1 protein-coding gene is annotated in these 632 nt (G+C 64.6%); it reads right to left on the bottom strand.

Annotated elements, in window-relative coordinates:
* A partial coding sequence (locus PMI16_RS09770) for an AMP-binding protein (RefSeq protein WP_007879013.1) occupies positions 1 to 632 on the bottom strand: 632 nt, incomplete at both ends.

Raw genomic sequence — 632 nt, forward strand, 5'->3', positions numbered from 1 at the left:
TAAGGATCGGGAATAAACTTCTCGGCCGTCAGCGCTGCACGACCCAGATAGCCGCGCGCCAGCGTGTCGCCGGCGATGCACAACTCACCCAGACCGCCGTCCGGCGCTTCGTTGCCTTCGGCGTCCATCACATACACGCTGCGCGAGGGATAGGCCTGACCGATCGAGACGATGGCTTGTTCGGTGTCGGCTGCGCAAGTCTGGCGATACATGCAGGCCACCGTGGTTTCAGTCGGGCCGTACAGGTTGTCCAGACGGATATGTTGCAAGGGACCGGCGCGCCATTGGCGCAAGGCGTCACCCGGCAAGCCTTCGCCGCCCACCGTGATCTGGCGCAGCGCCGCCAGGCTCGCTGGTGATGGCGGGTTGCGCAGCCACTGTTGCCAGTAGGCCGTGGCCAATCGAGAAAAGGTCACGCCTTCCTGCGCCAGTTGGCGGCTGGTGGTTTCCAGGTCCCAGGGCTGGGCGCCGCGCATTTCGACTTGTCCGCCCTGGATCAGCGCCGGCAGCATTTCGTGCAGCGCCACGTCGAAGTTGATGGTCGAGGATTGCAGTTGCTTGTCCTGTGCGCTGATGCCGTAGGTCTGGAGGAAGTCGTCCAGGTGCAGGCTCAGGGCGCGCTGGCTGATGGC

The organism is Herbaspirillum sp. CF444 (assembly GCF_000282135.1).
In the GTDB taxonomy this organism is placed as follows: Bacteria; Pseudomonadota; Gammaproteobacteria; order Burkholderiales; family Burkholderiaceae_D; genus Herbaspirillum.